The 20,746-nt window shown below is 65.5% G+C and carries 23 protein-coding genes; 8 read left to right on the forward strand and 15 right to left on the reverse strand.

The features are described 5' to 3' along the window. Nucleotides 1-36 precede the first annotated feature (36 nt). Entirely contained in the window at nucleotides 37-1,146 is a 1,110-nt protein-coding gene (locus FOB72_RS05035; protein WP_150371530.1) for an NADH:flavin oxidoreductase/NADH oxidase, read from the reverse strand. 95 nt (nucleotides 1,147-1,241) lie between these two features. Here FOB72_RS05035 and FOB72_RS05040 point away from each other — a divergent pair, with 95 nt between their 5' ends. Beyond that, nucleotides 1,242-2,117: a LysR family transcriptional regulator gene (locus FOB72_RS05040; protein WP_150371531.1), complete on the forward strand. Its 876-nt coding sequence runs from the start codon at nucleotides 1,242-1,244 to the stop codon at nucleotides 2,115-2,117. A 7-nt stretch (nucleotides 2,118-2,124) separates the two neighbouring features. Continuing rightward, entirely contained in the window at nucleotides 2,125-3,072 is a 948-nt protein-coding gene (locus FOB72_RS05045; protein WP_150371532.1) for an alpha/beta fold hydrolase, read from the forward strand. Here FOB72_RS05045 and pqqE read toward each other — a convergent pair. From pqqE to FOB72_RS05115, 14 genes are all read right to left on the reverse strand, one after another. Next, nucleotides 3,069-4,232: a pyrroloquinoline quinone biosynthesis protein PqqE gene (gene pqqE, locus FOB72_RS05050; protein WP_223851417.1), complete on the reverse strand. Its 1,164-nt coding sequence runs from the start codon at nucleotides 4,230-4,232 to the stop codon at nucleotides 3,069-3,071. The genes FOB72_RS05045 and pqqE overlap by 4 nt on opposite strands. Continuing rightward, complete coding sequence (gene pqqD, locus FOB72_RS05055) at nucleotides 4,225-4,485, reverse strand: pyrroloquinoline quinone biosynthesis peptide chaperone PqqD (RefSeq protein WP_223851418.1); 261 nt, start codon at nucleotides 4,483-4,485, stop codon at nucleotides 4,225-4,227. Before pqqD ends, pqqE begins: the two co-directional genes overlap by 8 nt. A gap of 11 nt (nucleotides 4,486-4,496) precedes the next feature. Continuing rightward, nucleotides 4,497-5,138: a pyrroloquinoline-quinone synthase PqqC gene (gene pqqC, locus FOB72_RS05060; protein ID WP_263364773.1), complete on the reverse strand. Its 642-nt coding sequence runs from the start codon at nucleotides 5,136-5,138 to the stop codon at nucleotides 4,497-4,499. Between the two features lie 56 nt (nucleotides 5,139-5,194). After that, nucleotides 5,195-6,112, reverse strand: coding sequence for a pyrroloquinoline quinone biosynthesis protein PqqB (pqqB, locus tag FOB72_RS05065; protein WP_150371535.1), 918 nt, complete (start codon nucleotides 6,110-6,112; stop codon nucleotides 5,195-5,197). 98 nt (nucleotides 6,113-6,210) lie between these two features. Continuing rightward, a complete protein-coding gene (gene pqqA, locus FOB72_RS05070) occupies nucleotides 6,211-6,285 on the reverse strand; it encodes a pyrroloquinoline quinone precursor peptide PqqA (protein ID WP_109582639.1) in 75 nt (24 codons plus the stop codon). A 97-nt stretch (nucleotides 6,286-6,382) separates the two neighbouring features. Beyond that, nucleotides 6,383-7,084 carry a GntR family transcriptional regulator gene (locus FOB72_RS05075; RefSeq protein WP_223851419.1) on the reverse strand — a complete coding sequence of 234 codons (702 nt, stop codon included), beginning with the start codon at nucleotides 7,082-7,084 and terminating at the stop codon, nucleotides 6,383-6,385. Nucleotides 7,085-7,179: 95 nt separating this feature from the next. Then, nucleotides 7,180-7,914 carry an aspartate/glutamate racemase family protein gene (locus FOB72_RS05080; RefSeq protein WP_150371536.1) on the reverse strand — a complete coding sequence of 245 codons (735 nt, stop codon included), beginning with the start codon at nucleotides 7,912-7,914 and terminating at the stop codon, nucleotides 7,180-7,182. Nucleotides 7,915-7,944: 30 nt separating this feature from the next. Next, nucleotides 7,945-9,438, reverse strand: a complete 1,494-nt coding sequence (locus FOB72_RS05085; protein WP_223851420.1) for an NCS1 family nucleobase:cation symporter-1 — start codon at nucleotides 9,436-9,438, stop codon at nucleotides 7,945-7,947. Nucleotides 9,439-9,629: 191 nt separating this feature from the next. Further along, nucleotides 9,630-9,965 (reverse strand): hypothetical protein, encoded by a 336-nt coding sequence (locus tag FOB72_RS05090; RefSeq protein ID WP_191002194.1) that lies wholly within the window; start codon nucleotides 9,963-9,965, stop codon nucleotides 9,630-9,632. 170 nt (nucleotides 9,966-10,135) lie between these two features. Beyond that, nucleotides 10,136-10,930, reverse strand: coding sequence for a peptidylprolyl isomerase (locus FOB72_RS05095; RefSeq protein WP_109580918.1), 795 nt, complete (start codon nucleotides 10,928-10,930; stop codon nucleotides 10,136-10,138). A 6-nt stretch (nucleotides 10,931-10,936) separates the two neighbouring features. Beyond that, entirely contained in the window at nucleotides 10,937-11,215 is a 279-nt protein-coding gene (locus FOB72_RS05100; protein ID WP_150371537.1) for a BolA family protein, read from the reverse strand. Then, nucleotides 11,215-11,781 (reverse strand): septation protein A, encoded by a 567-nt coding sequence (locus tag FOB72_RS05105; RefSeq protein ID WP_150371538.1) that lies wholly within the window; start codon nucleotides 11,779-11,781, stop codon nucleotides 11,215-11,217. Before FOB72_RS05105 ends, FOB72_RS05100 begins: the two co-directional genes overlap by 1 nt. After that, complete coding sequence (gene msrB, locus FOB72_RS05110) at nucleotides 11,778-12,194, reverse strand: peptide-methionine (R)-S-oxide reductase MsrB (RefSeq protein ID WP_150371539.1); 417 nt, start codon at nucleotides 12,192-12,194, stop codon at nucleotides 11,778-11,780. The genes FOB72_RS05105 and msrB overlap by 4 nt, the downstream gene beginning before the upstream one ends. Nucleotides 12,195-12,338: 144 nt before the next feature. Further along, a complete protein-coding gene (locus tag FOB72_RS05115) occupies nucleotides 12,339-13,853 on the reverse strand; it encodes a protein adenylyltransferase SelO (protein WP_223851421.1) in 1,515 nt (504 codons plus the stop codon). Between the two features lie 225 nt (nucleotides 13,854-14,078). Here FOB72_RS05115 and FOB72_RS05120 point away from each other — a divergent pair, with 225 nt between their 5' ends. The 6 genes from FOB72_RS05120 to FOB72_RS05145 are packed head-to-tail and all read left to right on the forward strand — an operon-like array spanning nucleotide 14,079 to nucleotide 20,725. Continuing rightward, a complete protein-coding gene (locus FOB72_RS05120) occupies nucleotides 14,079-15,704 on the forward strand; it encodes a 3-(methylthio)propionyl-CoA ligase (RefSeq protein WP_150371541.1) in 1,626 nt (541 codons plus the stop codon). Between the two features lie 34 nt (nucleotides 15,705-15,738). Then, nucleotides 15,739-16,986 (forward strand): branched-chain amino acid ABC transporter substrate-binding protein, encoded by a 1,248-nt coding sequence (locus FOB72_RS05125; RefSeq protein WP_150371542.1) that lies wholly within the window; start codon nucleotides 15,739-15,741, stop codon nucleotides 16,984-16,986. 18 nt (nucleotides 16,987-17,004) lie between these two features. Further along, nucleotides 17,005-17,952, forward strand: coding sequence for a branched-chain amino acid ABC transporter permease (locus tag FOB72_RS05130; protein ID WP_150371543.1), 948 nt, complete (start codon nucleotides 17,005-17,007; stop codon nucleotides 17,950-17,952). 3 nt (nucleotides 17,953-17,955) lie between these two features. After that, nucleotides 17,956-19,239 carry a branched-chain amino acid ABC transporter permease gene (locus FOB72_RS05135; protein WP_150371544.1) on the forward strand — a complete coding sequence of 428 codons (1,284 nt, stop codon included), beginning with the start codon at nucleotides 17,956-17,958 and terminating at the stop codon, nucleotides 19,237-19,239. Then, the gene (locus tag FOB72_RS05140) at nucleotides 19,236-20,012 is read left to right on the forward strand and encodes an ABC transporter ATP-binding protein (RefSeq protein WP_150371545.1); all 777 of its coding nucleotides are present in this window, start codon (nucleotides 19,236-19,238) and stop codon (nucleotides 20,010-20,012) included. The genes FOB72_RS05135 and FOB72_RS05140 overlap by 4 nt, the downstream gene beginning before the upstream one ends. Next, on the forward strand, nucleotides 20,012-20,725 hold the full coding sequence (locus FOB72_RS05145) for an ABC transporter ATP-binding protein (RefSeq protein ID WP_150371546.1): 714 nt from the start codon (nucleotides 20,012-20,014) through the stop codon (nucleotides 20,723-20,725). Before FOB72_RS05140 ends, FOB72_RS05145 begins: the two co-directional genes overlap by 1 nt. Nucleotides 20,726-20,746 lie beyond the last annotated feature (21 nt).

The raw sequence follows: 20,746 nt of genomic DNA on the forward strand, positions 1-20,746 counted from the left end.
GCGCGGGGCCCGGCCGGGATCGTGTTCAGGCAGGCTTTACGCCGACTGCACGCGATAGCGTTCCAGCCAGTGCGCGTACGGCGCGGGCAGGACCCACGACGGGCGTTCCACGCCGAGCTTCATGGCGGTCTGGTACGGCCAGTGCGGGTTCGACAGCATGGCGCGGCCGACCATCACGAGGTCCATCTGGCCTTGTTCGACCACGCGGTTGGCGATCTCGGGGTCGTCGATGCCCCACGACGAGGCGACCGGGATGCCGGCCTCGCGGTGGACGCGTTCGGCGATCGGGGCCAGGAACGCGGGGCCCCACGGGATTTGCGCGTCGGGCGTGGAAAAGCCCACGCTGACGTTCAGCATATCGAGGCCGCCCTCGCGCATCGCGCGGACCAGTTCGATCGATTCCTTGAGCGTCTGCTCGTCGTTGCCGTCGTACTCGATGACACCGAAGCGCGCGGTCAGCGGCAGGTTCTGCGGCCAGACTTCGCGAACGGCGGCCAGCGTTTCCAGCAGGAAACGGCCGCGGCCGATGGCGTCGTTGCCATAGCCGTCCGTGCGCGCGTTGCCATGCACGGAGAAGAAGCTCTGCGCCAGATAGCCGTGCGCGAAATGCAGCTCGAGCCATTGAAAACCGGCATCGCGCGCGCGAATCGCGGCGGCGACGAAATCGGCCTTCACGCGGGCGATATCGTCCTCGGTCATCGCTTCCGGCACCTTCGGCAGATGCGCGCCGAATGCCTTGGCCGACGGGCCGATGATCTTCCACCCGCGCGCATCGGCTTCGGCGATATGGTCGTCGCCTTCCCACGGGCGATTCGCGCTCGCCTTGCGGCCCGCGTGCGCGATCTGGATACCCGGCACCGCGCCGCCAGCCTGGATGGCCTCGGCAATCCGCTTCATGCCCACTGCCTGCTCGTCGTTCCACAGACCCGTGCATCCCGGCGTGATACGGCCTTCGGGCGAGACCGCCGTGGCCTCGACGATAACGAGGCCCGCGCCGCCGCGCGCCAGCCCCGCGTAGTGCGACAGGTGCCAGTCGTTGGTGAAACCATCGACGGCGCTGTACTGGCACATCGGGGGGACCGCAATACGATTGCGGAGCGTGACGTCTTTCAGCGTGAACGGGGTGAAAAGTGCGGGCGTAGTCATGTGGAAATTCCGTGCGTATTGCGACGCAGCAATATTAGCGAGGCTTCTCTATAATGAAAACCATCCGCGCGTTATCGCTTCAATAAGAGTTTGTTATGTTCAACCCGCAATGGCTACGATCGTTCGCCCTCGTGGCGCAGACCGGCAGCTTTACCCAGTCGGCGGACCAGCTCGGCCTCACGCAGGCCGCCGTCAGCCAGCATGTTCGCCACCTCGAGGAGGCGCTGGGCCCGTTGTTGATCCGGCGCCCGCGTGCCGTGGAGCTGACGCCGGCCGGCAAGGTCCTGCTCGAATACTGCGCCGACATGGAGGCCGCCAACGACCGCCTGCGCGCGCAGCTGAGCGCCCATGCCGATAGCGGCGTGGTCGGCCTGATCACGCCCGGCAGCATCGGCCTGTTCCTCTATCCGCGCCTGCTGGACCTGCAGGGAAGGACGCCTGGCCTGATCATTCGCCATCGCTTCGCGCCCGATGCCGAAACCCTCGACGCGGTACTGCAGAACCGCTTCGACGTGGGCCTCGTCTCGCTGCGTCCCGACGACACGCGCCTGACCGCGAGTCCGTTCAGCGAGGAACCGCTCGAGCTCGTCTATCCGGCGAGCGAACGCGTGCGCGGCTGGGACGATCTGCAGCGCATCGGCTTCTGCGACCATCCGGACGGCAAGGCGATGGCCAATCGCCTCTTGAGCCGGCACTACCCGGGCAATCCGGGCGTCAGCACGCTGCCATGCCGCGGGTTCAGCAATCAGATCAGCCTGATGCTCGAGCCCGTCGCGCGCGGGTTTGGCTTTACCGTGATTCCACGTTATGCGCGGCAGGCATTCGCGCATCAGGACCAGATTCGCGTGCTCGACTGCGACGCGCCCGTGATCGACAAACTCTGGCTGATTCATCGTTCCGAATGGGCACTGTCGCCACGCGTCGCGCGCGTGGTGGACTATCTGCGGACGCAGGTGCCCGCGGCCGTGTGAGACCTCAATGCGACCTTCCAATTCCGTTTCCTCGTTCTATCTCCGCCGTCCCGATGGCCATCGGCTGCATGTATCGGTGGCAGGGCCCGCCGATGGCGAGCCATGGGTCGTCGTGCATGGCGGGCCCGGCGGGCGCTGCTATCCCGCGATGACCGCATGGTTCGACCTCGCGCGGCACCGCGTCGTGATGCCCGACCAGCGCGGGGCGGGCGCGTCGAGGCCCTCGGGCTCGCTGCGGCGCAATTCGGTGACATCGCTGATTGCGGATCTGGAGGCGCTGCGCGCGCATCTGGGCATCGCGCGATGGGGCGTGGTGGGCGGATCGTGGGGCGCGGCGCTGGCGCTCGCCTATGCGGCGCGGCATCCGGCGTCGGTGGCGCGCATCGTGTTGCGGGGCAGTTTCCTGACCGGGTGGGATGACATCTTGCGGCTGTTCTCGCCGCGGCAGCGGGGGCTGTCGATGTTGCACGATGTGCGGCCTGCCGGAGTGCGTGTGCCCGACGCGCGGGGGGCGTTCGGCGCGGCGGTCAATCGGCTGCTGCATGGCGCGCGCGGGGCGCAGCATCGTCTGGCCGAGGGTTACGAGCGTGTGGAGCGGAGCGCGTTGCGGTTGCGGCCGGTGCGCAAGGTGCGCGCGGCGGGCACGGCGGGGCGGCAACGGGCGTTGCGGCGGCATCGGTATCGGATTCAGGCGCATTACCTGCGGCATCGTGCGTGGCTGGGCAAGCCGGCTGTGCTGCGGGCCGCGCGCGACGCTGGTCTGCAAGGCATCCCCGTGACGATTCTTCATGGCCGGCGCGATCGGGTCTGCGATCCACGCAATGCGCGGCGGCTCCGGGAGGTGTTGCCTGCGGCGACGTTGCAGTGGGTCGACGCGGGCCATCTGCCCGTTGGGAAGATGGCTGCCGCGCTGAAGGCTGCGATTGCGGCGTTGCCGTTGGACGCCGACCGCTAGCGCGGCTTGGCGCCCGACGCAAACGCGCGCGACGCGGCGTCGCCGCGAAAGACGAGTGGATACTCGCCGGCGGCAATGCCATGGCCCGCCGTGGCGTCATGGCGTGCGGCTGCGCCGTGCAGCACGACCTCGCGCACGCGCGCGTGATCCGGCGACTTGTCGCAGACGGGATCGGTGCGCGTGGGATCTCCCGTCAGCAGAAACGCCTGACACCGGCACCCGCCAAGATCGTTCTCGCGCTCGTCGCAGCTGCGGCACGGCTCGGGCATCCACGCGGTGCCGCGAAACCGCTGGAACGCATCGCTGCGATACCAGATATCCTCGAGCGAATGCGCGGTGACATTGGGCAGCGCAAGACCCGGCAATCCGCGCGCCGCATGGCAGGGCAGCGCGGCACCGTCGGGCGCCACGCCAAGAAACACCGAGCCCCAGCCGTTCATGCACTTCTTGGGCCGCGTCTCGTAGTAGTCGGGCACCACGAACAGGATGCGGCAACGCTTGCCGATCTTCGCGCGGTACTCGGCCACCACGGCCTCCGCTTCGCGCAACTGTTCCTCGGTCGGCATCAGCGCCAGACGGTTCTCCCACGCCCAGCCGTAATACTGCGTGTTCGCGAGTTCCAGATACTCGGCGCCCATCTCGAGCGCCATCTCGATGATGGCCCCCACGTGCGGCAGGTTGTAGCGATGGAGCACGCAGTTGAGCACCATCGGGTAACCATGCGCCTTGATCAGCGACGCCACACGCTGCTTGAGCGCAAACGTGCGCGTGCTGGAGAGGAAGTCGTTCATCTCGCGTGTGGAGTCCTGGAACGACAGCTGGATATGGTCGAGACCGGCCTCGCGCAGCGCGCCGAGGCGCGCATCGGTCAGGCCCACGCCCGACGTGATGAGGTTGGTGTAGAAGCCTAGCCCGCGCGCATGCGCGACAAGCGCTTCGAGGTCATCGCGCAGCAGCGGCTCGCCGCCCGAGAACCCGAGTTGGGCGGCGCCGAGCGCGCGCGCTTCGGTCAGCACGCGCTGCCACTGCAAGGTATCGAGCTCGCGATCGTGGCGTGCATAGTCGAGCGGGTTGTAGCAGAACGCGCAATGCAGCGGGCACCGATACGTGAGCTCGGCAAGCAGCCATAACGGCGGAGCGATCGTGGCGGGCTCAGACAAGCCAGCCACGCTCGATGGCGTGTTGGACAAAAGTCTCCACCTCCGGGGCGATGCCTTCGATACCGAAGGCCTGTTGCAGTTCGTCGACCATCATCGCAACGGTATGGGCGCCGTCGCAGCGCTGCAGGATGGCGCCGGCGCTGTCGTTGAGCTTGACCATGCCTTCCGGATACAGCAGGACCCAGGCCTTCTGGGCCTCTTCGTATTGCAGCCGGTAGAGCTTGTCCAGCCGGGGCATCGTGATGTCGTTCATGGAGCCGTCCTTCAGTCAGGATACGCTTTTTCGATCGCGTCGAGCATCGACCACAGGATGTCGAGCTTGAACTGCAGGATCTCCACCGCGCGCGTCTGTTGCTCGGGCGTGCGGAAGTAATCGAGCGTCACGCGCAGCCCATGATCGACATCGCGCTGCGCGAGCGGAATGCGCGATCGGAAGTAGGCCAGTCCTTCGGGCTGGATCCATGGATATTGATCGGGCCAGCCCGCCAGACGTTCCTTGTGGATGGCGGGCGCGAACATTTCCGTCAGCGACGAGCACACGGCCTCCTGCCATGGCGCGCGCCGCGCGAAGTTCACATAGGCATCGACGGCAAAGCGCACGCCGGGCAGGACCAGGGCCTGAGACCACAGTTGCTCGCGCGTCAGGCCCACGGCTTCGCCCAGGCGCGTCCATGCCTCGATGCCGCCGGGCTCGGTGTCGGTGCCGTCGTGATCGAGAATGCGGATGACCCATTCGCGGCGCGTGGCGCGATCGGGGCAATTCGACAGGATCGCGGCGTCCTTGAGCGGGATATTGAGCTGGTAGTAGAAGCGGTTGGCGACCCATCCGCGGATCTGTTCGGGCGAGCACTGGCCGCTGGCCATGCGCCGGTTGAACGGATGGTGGATGTGGTAGCGCGATTCCATGCCGCGCAGGCGCGCTTCGAACGCGGCCAGTGCGTCGGGCGAGATAGCGGGAGCGGTCACAGTGCGATCTCCATGCCGTCGTGGGCAACCTCGATACCATGCGCGACGAGCTCGCGCCGCTCGGGCGAGTTTTCCACGAGGATCGGGTTCGTGTTGTTGATATGAATAAGGATCTTGCGTGTCGCGCGCGAGGCATCGAGCGCCGCGATCATGCCGCCGGGCCCCGATTGCGCGAGGTGCCCCATATCGCGCGCATGCTTTGCCGAGAGCCCGAGCCGCGGCATCTCGTCGTCGGTCCAGAATGTGCCATCGACGAGCACCACGTCCGCGCGATCGAGCTCCTCGCGCACCTCGGGCGATATGGCGCCCAGCCCCGGCGCATAGAACGCGCGACGGCCGGTCGCGCGATCGACGATGCGCAGGCCGATATTGTCGCCGGGCTGCGGCGTGGCGCGATTGGGCGAATAGGGCGGCGGCTTGCTGTCGAGCGGCACCGCGTGCAGATCGATATCGGGCAACGGCGGCACGCGGAAGGCGCCGTTGTCGAGCGCGAGTTCGTGCGTGTCCACGCCGCAGTAATGCGACAGGATGCCGCGCAGCGGAAAGCCGCGGTCGAGATCGCGGAGCACCGACGGCGTGGCGTACAGCGGCAACGGCTGACGATGCTCGCGCAACATCAGCAGGCCCGTCACGTGGTCGATCTGCGCATCCATCAGCAGCACCGCGCCGATGCCCGTATCGCGCGCGGCGCGTGCCGGCTGCAACGCGGGCGTGGCGCGGATCTGCGCGAGGATATCGGGCGAGGCGTTGACCAGCAGCCAGTCCTGGCCGTTCTGCGTCAGCGCGATGGACGACTGCGTGCGCGGCTTCGCATCGATCGTGCCGCGCCGCACGCCGTCGCAGTTGGCGCAATTGCAGTTCCATTGCGGGAAGCCGCCGCCGGCGGCCGACCCCAGTACGCGAATCGTCGTCATTGGTCCCCGTGCCGCAACAAACAGACAAACAACAAAAAGCCCGCCGGAGAGGCGGGCTCATGCCAGACCGATGGCGATGGCCCAAGGGCGCATCGTCATCAGCGGTTGGCGATATACATCGTGATTTCGAAGCCGAAACGCAGATCGGTATATGCAGGGGTGGTCCAGGTCATCCTTCAACTCCTTCGATAAAAGAGATAGCAGGAACGTTAAGCATAGAACACCCGAGCGCAGGATGCATTGCTGCAGTGCAAGAATTCGTCTTTCCGGTTATTCGCGATGAAAAATGCTGTGGAAGTCGGGTACACCCGTCTCCCGGACGGACAGGTCGAGCGAGCCTTCGATATGCCGCAGATGATCGACCATCAGCGCTTCCGCCCGCGCGGCGTCGCGCCGTTCGATGGCATCGACGAGGTCGCGATGCTCGTGCTCGGGGCAGGCCGGCGCGCCCGGCCGGTCGTACAGCGTGATGATGAGGCATGTCAGCGACACCATCTCGCGCACGAGTTTTTCCAGAATCGCATTGCCCGCGAGTTCGGCCAGCACGATATGGAAGCCGCCCGACAAGCGGATGACGGCCGCGCGGTCGCCGCGTGCCCGCGCCGCGTCTTCCTCGCCGATATGGTGGCGCATGGCCCGGATCTGCGCGGGTTTGGCTTCCGATGCCAGCAGCGCGGCGAGCTCGCGCTCGACCATGCGGCGAGCCTGGAACACCTGCCGCGCTTCCTCGATGGTCGGGCTCGAGATAAATGCGCCGCGGTTCGGAATCAGCGTCACGAGCTTTTCATGGGCAAGCCGCGCAAAGACCTGGCGGATTCGCGCGCGGCTCGCGCCAGTGACCTCGCATAAGCGCTCCTCGACGAGCTTGGTGCCGGCGAGCAGCCGGTGCTCCATGATGGCGTTATGGAGGTCGCGGTAAATGGATTCGTTGAGGGACTGCTCGGCGTCGGCGGGGCTTTCCGTGGTGGCCATGTGTGAAACGATATGCCCGGCGTCTGCACCGGAGTGGGGACAATTGATGCGCATATCGTACACAAGAATTCTCGGTTCCGTTTACATGCGGTGCATCATTTCAGTGCGTAATCGGCCAGCAACCCCGAATAGGCCTTCGGCAACGGCCGCGCGAAATCGCCGCGCTTGCTCGTGGCGAGCCGCAGCGAAACCAGCGCCTCGGCCATCTTGACCGCGCTGGCCACGCCGTCGATCACGGGCACGTCGAGCGCGTCGCCGATCTCCTCGCAGAGGTCGGTCATGCCCGCGCAGCCGAGCACGATGCAATCGCTGCGATCCTCGGCCAGCGCGCGCCGGCACTCGTCGGCGATGATGCGGCGCGCGTCGGAGCCCGGTTTCTCGAGGTCCAGCACGGGCAGGTCGCTTGCGCGCACGTTGCGGCAGAAGCGTTCCATGCCGTAGCGCTCCGCCAGATGCCACGCGATATTGCAGGTACGCGCGAGCGTCGTCACCACGCTGAAGCCCGTGCCCAGCATGCTGGCCGCGTGCATGGCGGCCTCGGCGATGCCGATGATCGGCCCGCGCGCAAGCTCGCGTGCGGCGTACAGGCCCGGGTCGCCGAAGCAGGCGATGACATAGCCATCGACATGATCCTGCTCGCCGAGGCTGACCTCCTCGAGAATGCCGGGCACGCTGAGCGCCTCGTCGTAATGGCTCTCGATGGAGGCCGGGCCCATGCGCGGGCTCACGGCCACGATGCGCGTGTCGCTGCCCGCCACCGCGCGGGCGCATGCGCCGATCTTGTCGGTCATGCTCTGCGTGGTATTGGGGTTGATGATCTTGAGCTTCATGGCAGTGTCAGTTGACGGGGAAGAAGAGGGTCATGCGATATGCGCGCGCATCATGCGCGGCGCCAGCGCGCGGTAGAGCACCAGTGCAATACCCATGCCGACGAACCAGCTGTAGTTGGCCAGCCCCTGCCAGGCCGGCACGATCACGCACAGGATCGGGACGATCGCGGCGGGGATCATCGTGGCGACGGCGGCGGGATTGTAGCCCTTGCTGTACCAGTACTTGCCCGTGGGGCGCAGCGTATAGAGATCGTCCACCTTCACATGCTGCCGGCGCACGAGGTAGTAGTCGGCGATGAGAATGCCGAACAGCGGGCCGATAAAGGCACCGAGCACGTCCAGCGTGTAGTGGATCATCGTCGGGTGGTTGTACAGGTTCCACGGCGTGATGAAGATCGAGGCCACCGCGGCGATCATGCCGCCCGTGCGCCAGCTGATGTGCTTGGGGGAGACATTCGAGAAGTCGAAGGCCGGCGACACGAAGTTGGCGACGATATTGATGCCGATGGTGGCCGTCATGAACGTGAACGCGCCGAGCAGCATCGCGAACGTGCTGTCGATATGGCTCACGGTTTCCACCGGATCGGTAATCAGCTTGCCGAACACGGGCAGCGTGGCGGACGTCGTGATCACGGTCAGCAGCGAGAAACCGAGGAAGTTGACGGGCAGGCCCCAGAAGTTGCCGCGGCGCACCGAGCGAAAGTCCTTCGCATAGCGCGAGAAGTCGCCGAAATTGAGCATCGGGCCCGAGAAATACGACACCACGAGCGCAATGGCCGAGAGCATCACGGGCACGGCGTCCCAGCCCTGATACTTGAGGAAGCTCAGCGTGAAGTTGACGTTCTCCCAGCCGGCTTTGGACACGAGCCAGATCGCGAGCGCGATCATCACGACGTACACGGCGGGCCCTGCCCAGTCGATGAACTTGCGGATGGTCTCCATGCCCGTCCAGAACACGAGGGCCTGCAGGACCCACAGCGTCATGAACGCGCACCAGCCGAGCGTGGACAGGCCGGCAAAGCCATGCAGCTTCACGTCGGCGTACGGGGCCAGCGACGGCATGAAATGCAGCGCGAGAATCAGGAACGCGCTCGACGCGAGGTAGGTCTGGATGCCGTACCACGCCACGGCGATCAGGCCGCGGATGATCGCGGGGATATTGGCGCCGAGCACGCCGAACGACGCGCGGCAGATTACGGGATAGGGCACGCCCGTGACCTGGCTCGGCTTGGCCACGAGGTTGCAGAAGAACTGCACGATCAGGATGCCGACGAGCAGCGAGACCAGTACCTGCCAGCTGGAGAGGCCCAGCGCGAACAGGCTGCCGGCCGTGATATAGCCCCCGACGCTGTGCACGTCGGACATCCAGAACGCGAAGATGTTGTAGGTGCCCCAGGTCTGCTTGCGCAGCGGCGCCAGATCTTCGTTGGTGAGCCGTTCGTCATAGCCTGGCTTGATCAACGCGTTGCTCTCCGGATGCACTCCGGCGAGGGTATCGACGGCCGTCGGCGCTGTCACTTGCATGATGTCTGTCTCCTGTGGCCCTGTGGTCATGTGATTGAAAACAGGATTGTCTACAAAATAGTTCTTATATGTGAACGAAGTTGTAGATCACGGGATCTGGATTGTCAACATCAGAAAAGCCGCATCAGGGCAACCCCTGATGCGGCAGAGCGGGTACGGCGGGGAGAGGTGTTGCAGGCGCCCGATGCGTCTCAGGCGGCCTGGTCGATTGCGGGCGGGAGCGCGGGCGAAAGCGCGGACGGGAGGGCCGTCGGCTGGAACTGGGCGCTCCACGGCAGGAATTTGGAGTACAGCAGGCGCATTCGGTCCGCATTGGGCGGGACGCCGATCTCGCCGCGGATTTCCATGAACGCGATCGTGGCCTGCAGCATCTTGGTCTGCGCGTAGCGGTCGCGGACGGGCAGGTAGGCCTGCAGATCGCGCCAGCGCATGCCGGTGCATTCGACGTTGGGCATACCGAGCGCGCAGTAGATGACGCCGCGCGAGTAGAGGTGCCACATGTGCCAGTAGTCGCTTGCCGCCGCCATCGTGTCTCGTCCCGCTCGTGGTGGATTGCCGGACGATCTTACCGTTGCACCGCAGCGGACGGAATGCGGCTGTGTGCGGTGGGCCGCATGGCGACGAAAAAAAACAAGGCACCCGAAGGTGCCTTGTTGTCTTGCCGTCTCGCCGTCTTGCCGGCGCAGGGGCGTGTGGCTTACTGAATCTTCGCCTTGTCCTTCAGCGATTTCATCATGGCCTGGAACTGCTCGCGCTGCCAGGCCTGATCGCCCATCAGCATCTGTTGCAGTTGCGGCTTCACTTCCTCGAACGACGGAATCTTCTGGTCGCGCACATCGACGAGCTCGATGATGTGCCAGCCGAATTGCGTCTTCACGGGCGTGTCCGTCATCTGGCCCTTCTTCAGGCCCGTCATGGCCGCCGAGAATTCGGGCACGTAGCTACCGCTGTTGGCCCAGTCCAGATCGCCGCCGTTGGCCGCCGAGCCAGTGTCCTTCGACGAGGCCTTGGCCATGTCCTCGAACTTGGCGCCGCCCTTGATCTTGGCGATGATCGCCTTTGCGTCGGCTTCCTTCTCCACGAGGATGTGGCGGGCGTGGTATTCCTTGCCGTTGCCGAACTGCGCCTTGATCTTGTCGTACTGCTTGCGCAGTTCGTCGTCGTTGGCGCCGTGGGTCTTGACGTAGTCTTCGAACACCGCGCCGGCCAGCACGTTCAGGCGGGCCTGTTCCAGCTGTTCCTGCACGTCGTCGCGTTGCGTAATGCCACGCTTGTTGGCTTCCTGCAGCAGCAGCTCGCGGTCGATCAGCATCGTGCGGGCGCGGTCGCGCAGCTCGGGACTGGCAGGCTGGCCGGTTCCGGCGATCAGCTTGTCCAGCTTGGCCGAGGGGATGGGCTTGCCATTCACGACGGCGGCATTCTGGGCGAAAGCGGGCAGGCAGCCAGCAGCGAGCACAGCGGCCAGGCTGAACGAAAGGACGGTGATCTTCATGGAAATCTAGCGGGATTGATATTCTTCGTCGGTGTATGCACTGACCGCCAGAGCGTGAATCTGGGCGGGGAACAAGCTGCGCAGCGCATCATACACCATGCGGTGTCGGGTCACGCGCGTCTTGCCGGCGAATTGATCGCTGACAATTGTCACGTCATAGTGACCGCCACCCGACGCCGCGCCCGCATGGCCGGCATGGGCCGCGCTGTCGTCGCGGACGGTCAGGTGGGTGGGCGCGAGCGCCGCGCGCAGCAGCGCGTCGATGTGAGCGGGATCGGCTGCCATCAGTCGGGCCTCTTTTCGGCCGTGCCTTCCGCCGCGGGGGCCTCGTGCATATGGCGCGACAGCCAGATGCTCTGCACCACGATGAAGACCACCATCAGCCCCATGCTGCCGAACAGCTTGAAGTTGACCCAGGTGTCGGTGTCGAACGAGTAGGCCACATACAGGTTGAGCACGCCCATCGCCGCGAAGAAGCCGGCCCAGGCGAGGTTCAGGCGGCTCCAGACCGGGTCCGGCAGGGTGACCTGCTTCTCCATCATCGCGCGGATGAGGTTCTTGCGCCAGCCGATGGCCGAGGCCACCAGCGTGACCGCGAACAGCCAGTACAGCACGGTCGGCTTCCACTTGATGAAGGTCTCGTTGTGCAGCAGGATCGTCGCCCCGCCGAACACGACGATGATCAGCAGGCTGATCCATTGCATCGGCTCCACCTTGCCGTGGCGCACGCGCACCCATGCGATCTGCCCGATCGTCGCGGCAATCGCCACGCCGGTGGCCGGATAGATGCCGAACAGCTTGAAGGCGACGAAGAAGAGGATGACCGGGAACAGGTCGAACAGGAATTTCATGCTTCAGGGGGCCGGTCGGCCGGATCGAGATCGTCGAATTTTAGCGCAGCCGAGTTGATGCAATAGCGCAGGCCGGTCGGCGCGGGGCCATCCTCGAACACATGGCCCAGATGGCTGCCGCATTCCTTGCAGCGAACCTCGACGCGCGTCATGCCGTGGCTATGGTCAGTATGCTCCTCGATGACCTCGCCGTTGATCGGGCGGAAATAGCTCGGCCAGCCGCAGCCCGCGTCGAACTTCGTGCCCGACTCGAACAGCGGGGTGCCGCAGCCGACGCAGTGATAGATACCCTGGTCCCAGTGGTCCCAGTAGCGGCCCGTGAACGGGCGCTCGGTGGCCGATTCGCGCGCCACGCGGTATTCGATGTCGGAGAGTTGCTCGCGCCACTCGGCGTCGGTTTTCTTCGTGGTCATTCCAGTTTCCCTTTCAATCGTTATACCGCCTTGGCGACGGTATCAAAATGAAGCGAAGCGGTCCTGGCTAGGCGCGCGGCCGCAGACAGTACAAGTGGTACGGCAAGGCCGCGCAACGACGCCAGGATCATTTTGATAGCGTCGCTACGAGGAGCAGCTGACTTCTAATCCGGAAGCCCAGTCCGGGGGCAGCGCGGCATAGTGTTCCGCTTCCGGCTGCTCGTCGAACGGATGTGACAGCACGGCCAGCAGACGGTTCACTTCTCCGAAATCCTTGTCGCGCGCCGCGCGGATGGCGGTTTCCGCCAGGTGGTTGCGCAGCACGTACTTCGGATTCACCGCATTCATCGCCACCGCGCGGGCCGCATCGTCGGACGACTCCTTTTGCAGCCGTGCGCGGTACTCGGCGCCCCATGCATCCCAGGCGGCGCGATCGAGGAACAGGTCGCGCACCGGCGCGTCGGCAGCCCCATCCTTGCCCGATATGCGGGCGAGGTTGCGCCAGAACAAGGTGTAATCCACACGCTGGGCGTGCAGCAGCTGGAACAGCCCGGTCAGCAGCGCCTCGTCGCCGTCGTCCGCCGATTGCAGGCCCAGCTTCCCGCGATAGTGCCGGAAAAACGCCGAAGCATAGCGGTCGCGGTACGGGTCGAGCGCCTCGCGCGCGAACTCGGCCGCCGCGTCGCTGTCCGCGAAGTCTTCGCGCCACAGCGGCAGCAGCGCCTGCGCGAGGCAATGCAGGTTCCAGAAGCCGATCTGCGGCTGCTGGCTGTACGCATAGCGGCCCTGCTGATCGGAATGGTTGCAGATATGGTTGGCGTCGAACCCATCGAGAAAGCCGAACGGGCCGTAGTCGATGGTCAGCCCGAGGATCGACAGATTGTCGGTATTCATCACGCCGTGACAGAAACCGACCGCCTGCCAGTGGGCCATCAGGTCCGCCGTGCGCAGCGACACCTCGCGCAGCAGCGCGTGATACGGGTTGCCGCCCGCATCGCGGCATTCGGGATAGAAACGGTCGATCACGAAGTCCGCGAGGCGGCGCAGCGAGTCGTGGTCCTCGCGCGCGGCAAAGTGTTCGAAATGGCCGAAGCGGATAAACGACGGTGCCAGCCGCGTGACCACGGCCGCGGTTTCCATGGTCTCGCGGCGCACGGGAGCATCCGAGCCGACGATGGACAGCGCGCGCGTGGTCGGCACGCCCAGCGCGGCCATCGCTTCCGAGCACAGGAATTCGCGGATGGACGAGCGCAGTACCGCGCGGCCGTCGGCCATGCGCGAATACGGCGTCAGTCCGCCACCCTTGAGCTGGATCTCCCACGGGCCCGCTGCCGTTTGCGCTTCCGCGAGGCGGATCGCGCGGCCGTCGCCGAGCTGACCGGCCCAGACGCCGAACTGGTGGCCCGAGTACACGGTTGCGAGCGGGTCCGCCCAGTCGGGTACCGCGCAGCCGCCGAACGTGTCGATGAATGCCGGTTGCCGCGCTTCCGCGCCGATGGTATCGCCGCGCCAGCCGAGCAGTTCCGCGGCGGCCGGCGCCACGCTCACGAGGTAGGGCGAGGGCAGCGGTGTCGGCGACAGGCGCGTGAAGAACCGTTCGCCGAGTTCCGCGAAGCCGGGCGCCGTGGTGAAGGGCACGGCAAACGGGATGCGTGCCATGGCGGAAGCGCCGGGGGTTGCGCTGTGGTCGGAATCTGGGGGCATCGGGAGGACTTGTGTTGGACGTATGTGCGGTCTCGGGCTAGGGAAAACGACATGTTGAGACGGCATATGACAACCAGTATTGTACGTGCACCGGTTTTGCGAGACTCGGCCCAAAATTAGCACGATTGTTCGTTTTTGAGGCCGTGCCAGAAAAACGCTGGAGACCATGGAGACGACCATATGGCATTGATGGGTCAAATGATGGGCGCGCCATTGCTCATTTCTTCGATCATCAAGCACGCCGCGCGCTACTACGGCACGACTGAAATCGTTTCACGACGGACCGAGGGCGATCTCCACCGCTATACCTACCGCGACTGCGAACTACGCGCGCGCAAGCTGGCCCAGGCGCTGGCCGCGCTCGGCGTGCAGCAGGGCGAGCGCGTCGGCACGCTGGCCTGGAACGGCTACCGCCACCTCGAGCTGTACTACGGCGTGTCCGGCATGGGCGCCGTCTGCCATATGATCAATCCGCGCCTGTTCGCGGAGCAGATCGCCTATATCGTCAATCACGCCGAGGACCAGTACGTGTGCTTCGATGCCACGTTCCTGCCCCTCGTCGAAGGCGTGGCCCCGCATTGCCCGAAGGTCAGGGGCTGGATCATGCTGGCGGACCGCGCGCATATGCCGGCGGACGCCAAGGTGCCGCTGCTGTGCTACGAGGATCTGCTGGACGCGCAGGACGGCGACTACACGTGGCCCGAGCTCGACGAGAACCAGGCCTCGAGCCTTTGCTATACGTCCGGCACCACGGGCAATCCGAAGGGCGCGCTCTATTCGCATCGCTCCACGGTGCTGCACGCCTACGCGGCGGCGCTGCCCGATGCGCTGGGCTGCTCGGCCCGCGACGTGATCCTGCCCGTCGTGCCGATGTTCCACGTCAATGCATGGGGCCTGCCCTATGCGGTGCCGCTGGTCGGCGCCAAGCTCGTGCTGCCGGGGCCGAAGCTCGACGGTGCCTCGCTGTACGACCTGTTCGAGCGCGAGGGGGTGACGTTCTCCGCGGGCGTGCCGACGGTATGGCTCGGCCTGCTGCAGCACGTGCAGGCCAACGACCTGAAATTCTCGACCTTCCGCCGCACCGTGATCGGCGGCTCGGCCGTGCCGCCCGCGATGATTCGCGCGCTGGAGGCGCTCGGTGTCGAGGTGATCCACGCCTGGGGCATGACCGAGATGTCGCCGCTGGGCACCGTGTGCAAGCTGCTCGCGCGCCATGCGGACCTGCCCGAGGACGAGCAGCACCGGATCCTGGAAACGCAGGGCCGTGTGATCTATGGCGTGGACATGAAGATCGTCGATGGCGAGGGGCGCGAGTTGCCGTGGGACGGCAAGGCGTTTGGAGACCTGCTCGTGCGCGGGCCCTGGGTGATCGACCGCTATTTCCGGGCGGAGACGAGCGCGCACGAGGATGGGTGGTTTCCCACGGGCGACGTCGCGACGATCGACCCGGACGGGTATATGCAGATTACCGACCGCAGCAAGGACGTGATCAAGTCCGGCGGCGAATGGATTTCTTCGATCGACATCGAGAACGTGGCCGCCGCGCATCCCGCGGTGCATATGGCTGCATGCATCTCTGTGCGGCATCCCAAATGGGACGAGCGGCCGTTGCTCGTGGTGGTGAAGCGCGCGGGCATGGACGTGTCGCGCGAGGCGCTGCTGCAGTTTTTCGAGGGCAAGGTCGCCAAATGGTGGATCCCCGACGACGTGGCGTTCGTCACCGAAATCCCGCTGACCGCGACGGGCAAGATGCAAAAGCTCAGGCTGCGCGAGCAATTCGCGGACTACAGGCTGCCGACCGCATAGCAGCTCCCTATAAGAAAGAGTGAAGGAGACAGGCATGACCAAGATGCGTCCGTTGGCGGCAGCCACGGCTGTAGTGGCGGCGTTCGGTTCCTCGCTGGCTTTCCCGGCCTTTGCCGATACCGTCAAGATCGCGTTTATCGATCCGCTCTCGGGCCTGATGGCCCCGGTGGGTCAGAACCAGCTCAAGAGCTGGCAGTACGTGGCCGAGGTGGCGAACCAGAAAGGGTGGGGCGGTCCGCACAAGTTCGAGGTGGTGGGCTTCGACAACAAGCTGTCGCCGCAGGAAAGCCTGACCATCCTCAAGCAGGTGGCCGACCAGAACATCCGCTATATCGTGCAGGGCAACGGCTCGTCGGTGGGGCTCGCGCTCGAGGACGCCGTGGCCAAGCATAACGAGCGCAATCCGGGCAAGGAGATCGTCTACCTGAACTACGCGGCGGTGGACCCGGACATGACCAACAGCAAATGCAGCTACTGGCATTTCCGGCTCGATGCGAACTCCGACATGAAGATGGAGGCGCTGACCACCTATCTGGCCAAGGATCCCGCGGTCAAGAAGGTGTACCTGATCAACCAGAACTACTCGTTCGGGCATCAGGTGACGCGCGCGGCGAAGGAATACCTCAAGCGCAAGCGGCCCGATATCCAGATCGTCGGCGAAGATCTGCACCCGCTCGCGCAGGTCAAGGACTTTGCGCCGTACGCGGCCAAGATCAAGGCGTCCGGCGCCGATACGGTGATCACGGGCAACTGGGGCAGCGACCTCGCGCTGCTGGTCAAGGCCGCCAAGGACGCCAGCCTCACCACCAACTTCTATACGTACTACGCGACGACCACGGGCGTGCCCACCGCGATGGGCGCGGCGGGGGCCGAACGCGTGCGCTACGTCGGGTACTACAACCCGAACAACGACGGGTTCCGCGGCGCCGAGGTGATCGACGGCTTCAAGAAGAAGTACAACGACGACTTCTACGTGGTGGCCTCGTACACGGGGGTCGCGATGCTCGCCAAAGCGATCAAGGACTCGGGGTCGACCGATCCGGTCAAGGTGGCCAAGGCGCTCGGCGGCATCAAGGTGGACAGCATGAACGGTACCGTCGAGATGCGCGCGAGCGATCATCAGGCCCAGCAGCCGCTCGTGGTGGCCACGTGGACCAAGGTCAACGGCAAGGATGTCAAATACGACCAGGAGAACACGGGATACGGCTGGAAGACCAATGCGGTGCTCGACCAGTACGTGGCCGCGCAGCCGACGTCGTGCCAGATGAAGCGTCCGGGCTGATTCTCCGGAACGCGCCCCGTGGAATTCTTCATCATCTCTCTGCTGAACGGCATCAGCTACGGGCTGCTGCTGTTCATGCTGTCATCGGGCCTGACGCTGATCTTCAGCATGATGGGCGTGCTCAACTTCGCGCATGCGAGCTTCTATATGCTCGGCGCGTATCTGGCGTACACGATCTCGCAGGCCATCGGCTTCTGGCCCGCGCTGATCGTGGCGCCGCTGCTGGTGGCGGGCGCGGGCGCGCTGGTGGAGCGCTTTGGGCTGCGGACCGTGCACAAGTACGGGCACGTGGCCGAGCTGCTGTTCACGTTCGGGCTCGCGTACCTGATCGAAGAGGGCGTCAAGCTCGTGTGGGGACTTGCCGCGGTGCCGTACCGCGTGCCGCCCGAGCTCGACGGCCCGCTGTTCACGGTGTTCACGTCCTCGTTCCCGAAGTACCGCGCGTTCATGATGCTCGTGTCGCTGGCGATGCTGCTGGGCATCTACCTCGTGCTGACGCGCACACGCATCGGCCTCGTGATTCAGGCCGCGCTCACGCATCCGGAGATGGTGGAGGCGCTCGGCCATAACGTGCCGCGCGTGTTCATGATGGTGTTCGGCGGCGGCGCGGCGCTCGCGGGGCTGGCCGGTGTGATCGGCGGCAATGCGTTCGTCACCGAGCCGTCGATGGCGGCGGCGGTGGGATCGATCGTCTTCGTGGTGGCGGTGGTCGGCGGCATGGGCTCGCTGGTGGGCGCGTTTATCGCGTCGATCCTGATCGGTGTGCTGCAGACGTTCGCGGTGACGATCGATGCGTCGGTGGCCAGCGTGGTGGCCGGCATCGGACTGGACATCACCGACGCCACGCCGCTGAGTTCGCTGTGGAAGCTCACGGTGGCGCAGGTGGCGCCCGTGCTGCCGTATCTGCTGCTGGTGGTCATGCTGATCGTGCGCCCGCGCGGGCTCATGGGCACGCGGGAGGGGTAAGGGATGGCATCCATGACCGGTACGACCATGCATTACCGTCCGCTGAACCTCGCGCGCTGGCTGATCTGGGGCCTCACCGCCCTGGTCATGCTGGTGCTGCCGCTGCTGTTTCCGGGCGGGTTCGCGGTGACGCTGCTCTCGCAGATGGGCGTGATGATCATCTTTGCGCTGTCGTACAACATGCTGCTCGGGCAGACCGGCATGCTGTCGTTCGGCCACGCGGTGTATTCGGGGCTCGGCGCGTTTATCGCGGTGCATGTGCTCAATATGATCGGCGCGGGCAAGCTATGGTTTCCCGTATCGATGCTGCCGCTCGTGGGAGGATTGGCAGGCGCGTTCTTCGGCGTGCTGTTCGGCTATGTGACCACACGGCGGTCGGGCACGACGTTCGCGATGATCACGCTGGGCATCGGCGAGATGGTGTTCGCGAGCTCGCTGATGTTTCCGGACTTCTTTGGCGGGGAAGGCGGTATCTCGACCAATCGCGTCGTGGGCGATCCGTTCCTCGGCATCACGTTCGGGCCCGGCCGGCAGGTCTATTACCTGATTGCCGCATGGTGCCTCGTGTCGATGATCGGCATGTATGCGTGGACGCAGACGCCGCTCGGGCGCATTGCCAATGCGGTGCGCGACAACCCCGAGCGCGTGGAGTTCATCGGCTACAACACGCAGCGCGTGCGCTACCTCGTGCTGATTCTCTCCGCGTTCTTCGCGGGTATCGCGGGGGCATTGTCGGCCATCAACTTCGAGATCGTCTCGGCGGAGAACGTCAGCGCGGTGCGTTCCGGCGGCGTGTTGCTGGCGACGTTCATCGGCGGCGCGGGGGTGTTCTTCGGGCCGGTGATCGGGGCCATCGTGTTCATTCTGTTCGCGGTGGCGCTGTCGGACCTGACCAAGGCGTGGCTGCTGTATCTGGGGCTGTTCTTCGTGCTGATGGTGATGTTCGTGCCGGGCGGCATTGCCAGCCTGCTGCTGCGTCAGCTGCCGCTGATCGCGGCGCGCCGCTTCGGGCAGATGCTGCCCGCCTACGGACGGGGCGCGGTGGCCGCGCTCCTGCTGCTGGCCGCGGCGATCCTGACCATCGAGATGATCTACAAGGTGCAGGTGGATAGCGCCGGCGGGACGGCCATGTCGTTGCTGGGCATACCGTTCGACGCCGGCACGCCCGTGCCATGGATCGTCGCGGCGGTGCTGTGGGCCGTGGGCGCGCTGGCGTGGCGGCATGCGGCCGCGCGCGTGCGGGCCACGCTTGAGCGCATCCAGTTCGAGACCGGAGGTGTGGCATGACGGCAGGAGTGCCCGCGCTGGAACTTACCGACGTGCGCAAGCGCTTCGGGCAGACCGAGATCATTCGCGGCGTGACGTTGTCCGTGCCGCGTGGCGAGCGGCACGCGATGATCGGACCGAACGGCGCCGGCAAATCGACGACATTCAATCTGATGTCGGGACGTTTTGCGCCGAGTTCGGGGTCGGTGAAGCTCAATGGCGAGGAGATCGGGGGCAAGCGGCCGTTCGAGATCAATCGGATGGGGCTGTCGCGCAGCTTTCAGATCACGAATATCTTCCATCGGCTGTCGGTGTTCGAGAACCTGCGCTGCGCGGTGCTCTGGGCGCTCGGGTATCGCTATTCGTTCTGGCACCGGTTGTCGGCCCTGCACGATGCGCGGCTGCGCGCGGAAGAGGTGCTCGAGCTGATCGGCATGACGCATCGGCGCCAGACGCAGGCCGGGCTGCTGACCTATGCGGAGCAGCGCGCGCTCGAGATCGGCATCACGATCGCGGGCGGCGCCGATGTGATCCTGCTCGACGAGCCGACGGCGGGGATGAGCCGGTCCGAGTCCGACCATGCGGTGGAGCTGATTCGCAGGGTGACGGCGGGCAAGACGCTGATCATGGTGGAGCACGATATGAGCGTGGTGTTCGGGCTCGCGGACAAGATCTCGGTGCTCGTCTATGGGGAAGTGATCGCCAGCGACACGCCCGAGGCAATCCGCGCGAATCCGAAGGTCCGGGAGGCGTATCTCGGCACCACGCTCGACGACCATGCGGAGGTGGCGTGATGGCAGGGCCGATGCTCGATGTAGCCAGACTGCATGCGTACTACGGCAAGAGCCATATCCTGCATGGCGTGGACCTGCAGATCGGCGAGGGGGAGATCGTCGCGCTGCTTGGCCGCAATGGCGTGGGCCGCTCGACGCTCGCGAAGGCGATTCTCGGGATGGTACGCGCGGAGGGGGCGGTAAAGCTGCGTGGCACCGATGTGCTGGGGCATCGCACGTTCGAGATCGCCCACCTCGGTATCGGCTACGTCCCCGAGAACCGCGATATTTTCCCGACGCTGACGGTGCGGCAGAACCTGCAGCTCGGCGAAAAACGCAACCCGCGCCAACCGAAGCCGCGCTGGTGCCTCGACGACATGTACCGGATGTTCCCGCGCCTGCGCGAACGCGAACACACGCCCGCCGGCGTACTCTCCGGCGGCGAGCAGCAAATGCTCACGCTGTGCCGCACGCTGATGGGCGACCCGGACCTCGTGCTGATCGACGAACCCACGGAGGGACTCGCTCCGCTGATCGTGGCCCAGGTCGCCGAATCCCTCCGCGCGCTCCGCGAACGCGGCATCTCGGTCCTGCTGATCGAACAGAAACTCGCCATCGCGCTCGATATTTCCCAACGCGTGTACGTGATGGGGCATGGACAGATCGTGTTCGAGGGGACGCCCGCGGAGCTCAAGGGGAATGCGGTCGTGCGGAAGGAGTGGCTGGAGGTTTGAAACAAGTCGCGCTCCACCATG

The organism is Cupriavidus pauculus (assembly GCF_008693385.1).
GTDB classification, from domain to species: domain Bacteria; phylum Pseudomonadota; class Gammaproteobacteria; order Burkholderiales; family Burkholderiaceae; genus Cupriavidus; species Cupriavidus pauculus_D.

Excerpts from the sequence above, each read along its gene's own strand:
- FOB72_RS05035 (WP_150371530.1), bottom strand. The coding sequence starts at position 1,146 with ATGACTACGCCCGCACTTTTCACCCCGTTCACGCTGAAAGACGTCACG.
- FOB72_RS05040 (WP_150371531.1), top strand. The coding sequence starts at position 1,242 with ATGTTCAACCCGCAATGGCTACGATCGTTCGCCCTCGTGGCGCAGACC.
- FOB72_RS05045 (WP_150371532.1), top strand. The coding sequence starts at position 2,125 with ATGCGACCTTCCAATTCCGTTTCCTCGTTCTATCTCCGCCGTCCCGAT.
- pqqD (WP_223851418.1), bottom strand. The coding sequence starts at position 4,485 with ATGAACGACATCACGATGCCCCGGCTGGACAAGCTCTACCGGCTGCAA.
- pqqC (WP_263364773.1), bottom strand. The coding sequence starts at position 5,138 with ATGGAATCGCGCTACCACATCCACCATCCGTTCAACCGGCGCATGGCC.
- pqqB (WP_150371535.1), bottom strand. The coding sequence starts at position 6,112 with ATGACGACGATTCGCGTACTGGGGTCGGCCGCCGGCGGCGGCTTCCCG.
- FOB72_RS05075 (WP_223851419.1), bottom strand. The coding sequence starts at position 7,084 with ATGGCCACCACGGAAAGCCCCGCCGACGCCGAGCAGTCCCTCAACGAA.
- FOB72_RS05080 (WP_150371536.1), bottom strand. The coding sequence starts at position 7,914 with ATGAAGCTCAAGATCATCAACCCCAATACCACGCAGAGCATGACCGAC.
- FOB72_RS05085 (WP_223851420.1), bottom strand. The coding sequence starts at position 9,438 with ATGCAAGTGACAGCGCCGACGGCCGTCGATACCCTCGCCGGAGTGCAT.
- FOB72_RS05090 (WP_191002194.1), bottom strand. The coding sequence starts at position 9,965 with ATGGCGGCGGCAAGCGACTACTGGCACATGTGGCACCTCTACTCGCGC.
- FOB72_RS05095 (WP_109580918.1), bottom strand. The coding sequence starts at position 10,930 with ATGAAGATCACCGTCCTTTCGTTCAGCCTGGCCGCTGTGCTCGCTGCT.
- FOB72_RS05100 (WP_150371537.1), bottom strand. The coding sequence starts at position 11,215 with ATGGCAGCCGATCCCGCTCACATCGACGCGCTGCTGCGCGCGGCGCTC.
- FOB72_RS05105 (WP_150371538.1), bottom strand. The coding sequence starts at position 11,781 with ATGAAATTCCTGTTCGACCTGTTCCCGGTCATCCTCTTCTTCGTCGCC.
- msrB (WP_150371539.1), bottom strand. The coding sequence starts at position 12,194 with ATGACCACGAAGAAAACCGACGCCGAGTGGCGCGAGCAACTCTCCGAC.
- FOB72_RS05115 (WP_223851421.1), bottom strand. The coding sequence starts at position 13,853 with ATGGCACGCATCCCGTTTGCCGTGCCCTTCACCACGGCGCCCGGCTTC.
- FOB72_RS05120 (WP_150371541.1), top strand. The coding sequence starts at position 14,079 with ATGGCATTGATGGGTCAAATGATGGGCGCGCCATTGCTCATTTCTTCG.
- FOB72_RS05125 (WP_150371542.1), top strand. The coding sequence starts at position 15,739 with ATGACCAAGATGCGTCCGTTGGCGGCAGCCACGGCTGTAGTGGCGGCG.
- FOB72_RS05135 (WP_150371544.1), top strand. The coding sequence starts at position 17,956 with ATGGCATCCATGACCGGTACGACCATGCATTACCGTCCGCTGAACCTC.
- FOB72_RS05140 (WP_150371545.1), top strand. The coding sequence starts at position 19,236 with ATGACGGCAGGAGTGCCCGCGCTGGAACTTACCGACGTGCGCAAGCGC.
- FOB72_RS05145 (WP_150371546.1), top strand. The coding sequence starts at position 20,012 with ATGGCAGGGCCGATGCTCGATGTAGCCAGACTGCATGCGTACTACGGC.